Source organism: Sulfitobacter sp. HI0129 (assembly GCF_001635395.1).
Taxonomy (GTDB): Bacteria; Pseudomonadota; Alphaproteobacteria; order Rhodobacterales; family Rhodobacteraceae; genus Sulfitobacter.
Genome location: NZ_LWGH01000306.1, coordinates 1 through 7,374 on the forward strand (window position 1 = coordinate 1; position 7,374 = coordinate 7,374).

At 63.4% G+C, this 7,374-nt stretch carries 9 protein-coding genes; 1 reads left to right on the forward strand and 8 read right to left on the reverse strand.

Translation table 11 applies throughout. The annotated features are described in order from the left end of the window. The 5 genes from A3764_RS07085 to A3764_RS07105 all read right to left on the reverse strand — a co-directional run. Window positions 1-643 (reverse strand): OmpA family protein (locus A3764_RS07085; RefSeq protein WP_082865907.1); only part of this gene is annotated, 643 nt, incomplete at its 3' end. A 4-nt stretch (window positions 644-647) separates the two neighbouring features. After that, complete coding sequence (locus A3764_RS07090) at window positions 648-2,084, reverse strand: type II and III secretion system protein family protein (RefSeq protein ID WP_067919694.1); 1,437 nt, start codon at window positions 2,082-2,084, stop codon at window positions 648-650. A gap of 202 nt (window positions 2,085-2,286) precedes the next feature. Then, entirely contained in the window at window positions 2,287-3,144 is an 858-nt protein-coding gene (gene cpaB, locus A3764_RS07095; protein ID WP_067919690.1) for a Flp pilus assembly protein CpaB, read from the reverse strand. A 206-nt stretch (window positions 3,145-3,350) separates the two neighbouring features. Then, the gene (locus A3764_RS07100; protein ID WP_067919689.1) at window positions 3,351-3,530 is read right to left on the reverse strand and encodes a hypothetical protein; all 180 of its coding nucleotides are present in this window, start codon (window positions 3,528-3,530) and stop codon (window positions 3,351-3,353) included. Window positions 3,531-3,614: 84 nt separating this feature from the next. After that, the gene (locus A3764_RS07105) at window positions 3,615-3,800 is read right to left on the reverse strand and encodes a Flp family type IVb pilin (RefSeq protein WP_067919688.1); all 186 of its coding nucleotides are present in this window, start codon (window positions 3,798-3,800) and stop codon (window positions 3,615-3,617) included. Between the two features lie 362 nt (window positions 3,801-4,162). Between A3764_RS07105 and A3764_RS07110 the strand changes: the two genes are divergently transcribed. Continuing rightward, complete coding sequence (locus A3764_RS07110) at window positions 4,163-4,972, forward strand: lytic transglycosylase domain-containing protein (RefSeq protein ID WP_201722127.1); 810 nt, start codon at window positions 4,163-4,165, stop codon at window positions 4,970-4,972. Window positions 4,973-5,038: 66 nt separating this feature from the next. Here the strand turns inward: A3764_RS07110 and A3764_RS07115 are convergent, their stop codons facing one another. The 3 genes from A3764_RS07115 to A3764_RS07125 all read right to left on the reverse strand — a co-directional run. Continuing rightward, window positions 5,039-5,662 carry a 3-oxoacid CoA-transferase subunit B gene (locus tag A3764_RS07115; protein WP_067919687.1) on the reverse strand — a complete coding sequence of 208 codons (624 nt, stop codon included), beginning with the start codon at window positions 5,660-5,662 and terminating at the stop codon, window positions 5,039-5,041. A 1-nt stretch (window position 5,663) separates the two neighbouring features. Next, entirely contained in the window at window positions 5,664-6,368 is a 705-nt protein-coding gene (locus A3764_RS07120) for a CoA transferase subunit A (RefSeq protein WP_067919685.1), read from the reverse strand. A gap of 249 nt (window positions 6,369-6,617) precedes the next feature. Beyond that, window positions 6,618-7,374 (reverse strand): topoisomerase C-terminal repeat-containing protein (locus A3764_RS07125; RefSeq protein WP_330220514.1); only part of this gene is annotated, 757 nt, incomplete at its 5' end.

The window sequence follows — 7,374 nt, forward strand, 5'->3', positions numbered from 1 at the left end:
GCTGGCTCTGTGGAACGGCGCTCGCCACATATTCGCGGTAGATGATCTGCGCATATTTGCCGTCCAGCACCGTGGGGTGGTTGCCGACAAAGCCGCTCACCTCCGTCACGGTACGCCGGTTGCGCCGCTCGCGGCCCTGCGTCACGATCAGGGGCTGCGTTTCACCGAAGGAAACGAGCGCCTCCAACCGGGAGGTGCTGATGCCCTGCGCGGCCAGAAAGGCCACCACCGCTTTGGCACGGCGCAGACCCAGCGCCTTGTTGTAGCTTTGCGAACCCACAAGATCGGTATGCCCATAAACCCGGAAGCGGACTTCGGGGAACTGCCGTATCCAGGATGCCTGCTGGCGCAGGATCGCCTGCGCCTCGGGCGAAAGTGCTGCGGAATTGAACGCGAAGGTCACGACAGAGGTGACTTCGCTGGCAAAGCGGTTCGCGAGGTTATGGGTATGGCCCAGCTCGCCCGTCATCACCAGCCGGTTGTTCAGCGTCGCATTGCCGAATGTGCCGCTATCCACCATCGCACCCGCCTCGCGGTGGAACTGGGTGCGCAGCGGGTCGGCGCTCGGTGTGCAGCCAAGCCCGGCGACCAGCGCCGCGCCGAGACCCAGCAATTTGGCGGATGCGGTGATGCTGCGTGCCATCCGATCAGTCCAGTACGTAGCCATAGGAGCCGCCGAAATCCTGCCGCGCCACCTCTCCCGCGGCGCCGTTCGTCGGGGTGCGCGCGGTTTGCGATGTGCGTCCGTTCAGGAACAGATCCTTTTCGGTGGGGGGCTTGATGCGGTCGGTGGGCAGGGCCAGCGCCTCGCCCCGCGTGGGCGTGACCAGATGCGCCGTGATGATGATCACCAGTTCGGTCTGGTTGCGCCGATAGTTCGCCGACCGGAACAGCGCGCCCAGCACGGGCACATCGCCGATCCACGGCAACTGGCTGGTGCTGTCGGTGAAATCATCGGTCAGCAGGCCCGCGATGGCAAAGCTTTCGCCGTCACGCATTTCCACCGTGGTGGAGGTTTCGCGCCGGGAGAACGCGGAAATCTCGATCCCGTTGCCCACGGCAAGGCTGTTCGACGGGTCGATGGCCGAAACGGCGGCGTTGAGTTCGAGGTTGATCAGGTCCTTGTCCACGACCCGCGGGATGAAAGCCAGTTCGACGCCGAAGGGCTTGAATTCCACCGAGATGCGGTCGCCGGTCTGGGCCACCGGCACGGGGTATTCACCCCCGGCGAGGAACGTCGCCTCCTGCCCCGAAAGGGCCACAAGGTTCGGCTCCGCCAGAAAGCGTACGACGCCCTTCTGCTCCAGCGCCTCAAGCAGCAGGCCCACCTGCGTGGAACCCGCGTTGAACCCGAACAGCACCGCGCCGGCATTGGCGTTGTTGGCCGGGACGTTGCCGGCCATCGAATTGGCGATGCCGCCCGATGTGGTCGTCGTACCGGTGCCGCCGTTGATCCCCGTGCCGCCGATCGCCCCGTTGAGCGACAGCGACGCGCTGAGCGATTTGGACACATTGCGCTGCATTTCCGCGAAACGGACCTTGATCATCACCTGCTGGATGCCACCCACGCTCATCAGGTTGGACACCCGCTCCGGCGCATAGCGTTCCGCCAGATCCAGCGCGCGTTGCAACCGCTGGGTCGACGACACGATGCCCGACAGCACGATGCCGTCATTGGCGGTGCGCACTTCGATCCGTTCACCGGGCAGGATCTGGCGCAGTCGTTCCTTGAACTCCGACACATCCGCCGCCACGCGCACGTCCACGTTGGTGATCAGCTGCCCCGCCGCATCCAGCAGCGTCAGCGTCGTCAGGCCGGGGGATTTACCCAGCACATAGATCGTCCGGTCGGAGAGGGAGGAGATATCGGCGATGCCCGGATTGGCGATGCTGAGTTCCGCGAAGGGAATGTCGCTTTCCACAACCACCGCGCGGTTCATCGGCACGTTCAGCGGCGCGTTGGTGCCCCGGTTGACCACGCGCAGCGTATCCGCCGCAGCGGAAGAGGGAGAAAGGGTAACCAGTGGCGCGGCGCACAATGTCAGCCCCAGAAGAGCCGCCTTTAGAAATCTGTCGATTTTCATGTGACCTGCCTTTGTGATCACGCCTCGGAAGTGGGTCTTTTCGCCCTTCATTCCCCGAACCTTGCGCGCGTTTTGCCATATTTGCAAGAATCAACGCCGCCGCCCCCGCAGCCTGTGGACAAACGGCAACATAATTTCCCTTTCCACGAGCAGGGGGCGCCACGCTGCATGCGCGACGCCCCGCAGTGGAAACACGCCAAAATCAATTGGTGCAGGGGATCGGTATCTCCACCACTTCGGCACCGCGGCGGGTACGGATGGTGCAGACACGCTCTTTCTGGACCTCGGCCTGTTGCTCCTGCGCGACCAGTCCCAGCAGCGAACGCTGGTCCACTTCGATCGCACCGGCAACCGTATCGTCATTGACGCCGACCAGCGACAGCGACAGCGCGCCCGTCGATTGCGCCTGTGCCAATGCGGCCACCTGCGCTGGGCTGACGGCAACCGTCACGGTGCGGGCGATGCTCGCCTCGCCCACCCGGGCATCCGCGTTCTGGTCCACCGCAATGAGCCGTACGCCCGCTTCGATCAGCTTGGTCACATCGCCATTGGAATTCTGGCCCGGGATGTTGATGTTACCCGTCCAGTAGACATCCACCCGGTCACCGGGGCGCAGGAAACCGCTAACGCCCGAAGACACGTCCACCTTGATGGTGAAGGCGCGCATCCCCCGCTCCAACCGCGAGGTGAGGCCCGAATCCTCGCCCGGTTCGGTGACCTTCACCGCCAGGATCGCCTCATGCGTTTCGATGGGGCGCAGTACCACGCGATGTTCTTCCGACCCCTCGGGGAAAAGCTCCGTCTCGGCGTGGAAAGCGCCTTCGGGGATGGCGTTTTCCGGCCAATCCACGGCGCGCACGTCTTCACGGGTCAGGGGCTGGCCATAGACCAGCGGCTTTTCCGCCACCCAGACGGTCTTGGTCGGCACCACCTTGGCAAGCGCTTCCTGCGCCTGCGCGTTGGCGATTTGGTACTGGGCGATCTGATCCTTTGCTAGAAAGACAGCGCCCCCCGCGAGGGCGATGCCGATCAGAAGAACCATTCCGAATATCATTCTCATCTCGTTCACCTCATGTTGTGTTGCGACCCCGGCGGGGCCGAGCGGGCGGTTGCTGGCCTTTGATAATCGCAGGGGAATGTGGCCGAATTAAGCGATGGGCGGGCCAATTTCCGGCCATTTCGTTCTGGCCCCGCCATGCCATGTCCCTGAACGAAACATGCCGGCCCAGTGGGGCCGGCCTGTTCGATCATCCCTTTCGGGCGGAATTATCCGACCGTGCGGTTTGCCAGCCATGTCTTGATGCCGTCGCCTACGTTCCCGGTGCTCCCGTGAATGGTGAGGATGACAACTGCGGCCAGTCCGACGACGGCGGCGGTCAGGACCACCCAGTCGACAGTGACGGCACCGTCTTCTGATTTCAGGAATTTATGAGCGTAGGGAAACATAGGGGCCTCCTTCAGGGGAGCCTGCGAAAAGGGAGAATACTGCCGCCGTCCTCCGCGAAGACGGCGGCAAGGAACACTGTCGTATTAGGGAGTGTTCGGGTCCTGCTTGCCCAGGAATGTCGATGTGTTCGCTGTCAGGCTTTTCGAGCCAGTCTCGATCGAGGAATAGGCGGCAACGGCCAGGCCGACGACGGCTGCGGTCAGCACAACCCAGTCAACTGTAACGGCGCCGTCTTCGTCGTTGCGGAAGTTCTTGATAAATTTCATCATGTCATGTCCCTCCAAGGATCATTAGGTTTTCCATTTCCAACCCTGCCGTCCGTTCTTCGCCGTTCTCTCATTGGCGTATGTCCGACTTGGTATGACGCTATATAGACCTTGGATTGGGGCATGAATTTGGCGTCAAATGTGACATTTTGAGTGATTTCGCCACAAATGCCCGTTTTTCCCCGACCCTGTTGAAGAACAATGAAATTTTTTTCCCCGCCCCCTACCGCCGGGGCGGTTTGCGGGGGGAATGGTTTCAATTAAGGCAAAATCGCCATCTTCTTCTGCCAATTTTCTGGGAAAACCGCGGAATCTGTGGAATATTCCCCCTATAAAAGCCGTCAAGGCAGACAAGAGCAGGCAGCATGTTTCGTTTATTGGGCGTATCGCTATTGGCGACGGGGCTGGCCGTTGCGCAGGCCGGGGCAGAGGCGCCCGCGCCGTTTCCTGAATTCTCCGCCAAACGTGTGAAGCCGCCCAAGGCGGGGGTGACCAGACGCATCGACATCCAGATCGAACCGGCCCCGGCACTGGCCGCCGTGCCCGATGCGGTGGCGACCCCCTCTGGGGCCATCGCGCCCCGGGCGCCCGGCAGCTACGACTGGTTCTGGGAAAAGATATCCCCCGCCGCGGATCAGTCCGGCCCCGGACGGCTCGAAATCGCCATGGCCGCGCTCACGGCGGCCTCGGGGCAGGTCGCCTCGCCCCGGTTGCAGCACATGCAGGACATCGCACGCCGCAACGGCATCGACATCCTGCGCTCCACCGTGGGGACCCATGTCTCGCCCGCGCTGGTGCTGGCGGTGATCACGGTGGAATCGAACGGGCGCGCCGATGCGCAAAGCCACGCGGGCGCGCAGGGGCTCATGCAACTGATGCCCGATACCGCCCTGCGGTTCGGCGTGACCGACAGCATGATGCCCGGGCAGAACATCGCGGGCGGGGTCAAATACCTCGACTGGCTGATGCAGGAATTCGACCGCGATCCCATTCTGGTGCTCGCGGGCTACAACGCGGGCGAAGGATCGGTACACCGGCACGGCGGCGTGCCGCCCTTTGCCGAAACCCGCGATTATGTGCCCAAGGTGCTGGCCGCCTTCCAGGTGGCCAAGGGGTTGTGCCAGACCCCGCCGGAGCTCATCAGCGACGGCTGTGTTTTCGCAGCCCTGAACTGAACCCGCCGGACGCGAAGCGGGGGGCGGCCCGCCGCCCCCGGCGATGTCACGAAACCCGGGTAGCGGTCAGACGATGGTCGCGTCGGTGGCCGCGCGCAATTCGTCCTCACTCACGCCATCGGCACATTCGACGATGCGCAAGCCGCCCTCGACCACGTCCAGCACGCCAAGGTTGGTCACGATCCGGTCCACCACGCCTGTACCGGTCAGCGGCAGGGTGCATTTCTTCAGAACCTTCGATTCGCCGGCCTTGTTCTGATGATCCATCACCACGATCACGCGGCCCACGCCGGCGACGAGATCCATCGCGCCGCCCATGCCCTTGACCAGCTTGCCGGGGATCATCCAGTTGGCGAGGTCACCGTTCTCGGCCACCTCCATCGCCCCGAGGATCGCCGCCGCGATCTTCCCGCCCCGGATCATGCCGAAGGACATGGCGCTGTCGAAATAGGCGGTGCGGTTCAGCTCGGTGATGGTCTGCTTGCCCGCGTTGATCAGGTCCGGGTCCTCGTCGCCTTCGAAGGGGAAGGGCCCCATGCCCAGCATCCCGTTCTCGGACTGCAGGGTGATGTCCTTGTCGCCCACGTAGTTGGCCACCAGCGTCGGGATCCCGATGCCGAGGTTCACATACATGCCGTCTTCGAGCTCCTGTGCCGCACGGGCGGCCATCTGGTTACGGTCCCAGGCCATGTTACGCTTCCTCCCGCTTGCGCGTCGTGCGCTGTTCGATGCGTTTTTCGTGTTCGCCCTGAATGATCCGGTGCACGTAGATGCCCGGCAGATGGATGTGATCGGGATCGAGCGCGCCGCGCGGCACGATCTCCTCCACCTCGGCGATGCAGACCTTGCCGCACATGGCGGCGGGCGGGTTGAAGTTGCGGGCGGTCTTGCGGAAGATCAGGTTGCCGGTGTCATCCGCCTTCCACGCCTTGACGATGGACAGATCCGCAAAAAGCCCGGTTTCGAGGATGTAATCCTCGCCGTTGAACTGCTTCACTTCCTTGCCCTCGGCGATCTGCGTGCCCACGCCGGTCTTGGTATAGAAACCGGGGATGCCGCAGCCGCCCGCGCGCATGCGTTCGGCCAACGTGCCCTGCGGGTTGAATTCCAGCTCCAGCTCGCCCGACAGGTACTGGCGCATGAATTCCGCGTTCTCGCCCACGTAGGAAGAGATCATCTTCTTGACCTGCCGCGTATGCAGCAGGATGCCGATGCCGAAATCATCGACCCCGGCGTTGTTGGACGCAAAGGTGAGGTCCTTCGCCCCGTTTTCCTTGATCGCCTGCAAGAGCAATTCCGGAATACCGCAAAGCCCGAACCCCCCGGAGGCGATCAGCATGCCATCCGACAGGACGCCCTCCAGTGCTTCGGCGGCGGAATTATAGACCTTTTTCATGAAAGAATGTTCCCCTTGAAAGTACGAGCGACGAAAGGTTCGCCTTCTTTTGAAGGGGCACCCGCGCAGAGTCAATTCCAGCGCGGGTGAGATCGGAAAAGGCGGGCTTTAATCCCTCGCGCAATCCGCCAAAGGCCTCCGGCCCGCCCCGCGCGGCCACCGGTCTTCCAAATGGTCCAAAATTCTCGCCGAAGGCGAAATCCACCTGTCGGCCCCTGCCACCTGAGCGGGGGCGCCGGAAGCCCGCAGTCAGGAGTCCTTCGCCGCCGCCTTCTTGGCTGCCGTCTTCTTCGCGGGGACCTTTTTCTTCGCCGTGGCCTTCTTCGGCGCGGCTTTTTTCGCGGCCTTGCGCTTGGCCGGGGATTTGGCCAGCTTTTCCTCGATCAGTTCGACCGCGCGTTCCATGGTCAGGTCCGCCGGTTCGATCTCCTTCGGGATCGTGGCGTTGACCTTTTCCCACTTCACGTATGGCCCGTATTTCCCTTCCATCACGTTGACCGCACCGCCCATGTCCGGGTGTTCGCCCATCTCGCGGATCGGTTTGGCGGCCTTGCCGCGCCCGCCACGGCTGGCCACCTTTTCGGCCAGCAATTGCACGGCGCGGTTCATGCCAACGGTGAAAACTTCGTCGATGGATTCGAGATTGGCATTGGTGCCCCCCCGGTCGGAGGTGCTTTCGGCGTGTTTGATATAGGGTCCATAGCGCCCGATATTGGCCCAGACCATCACGCCGTCCTCGGGGTGGGGGCCGATCTGGCGCGGCAGGGACAGCAGGCGCACCGCCTGTTCAAGGTCCACCTCCTCTGGCGGCCAGTCCTTGGGGATCGACTGGCGCGGGGGCTTCTTGTTCTCTTCCGTCACCGGGCCGCGCTGGACGTAGGGCCCGAACCGCCCCTTGAAGACGCGGATCTCGTCGCCCTGATCCTCGCCCAGCAGCTTGCCCTCGGGCGGGATCGCGCTGGCCTCGGCCTCCGGGTCGGGCGGGCCGAAGGGGCGGGTGTAGCGG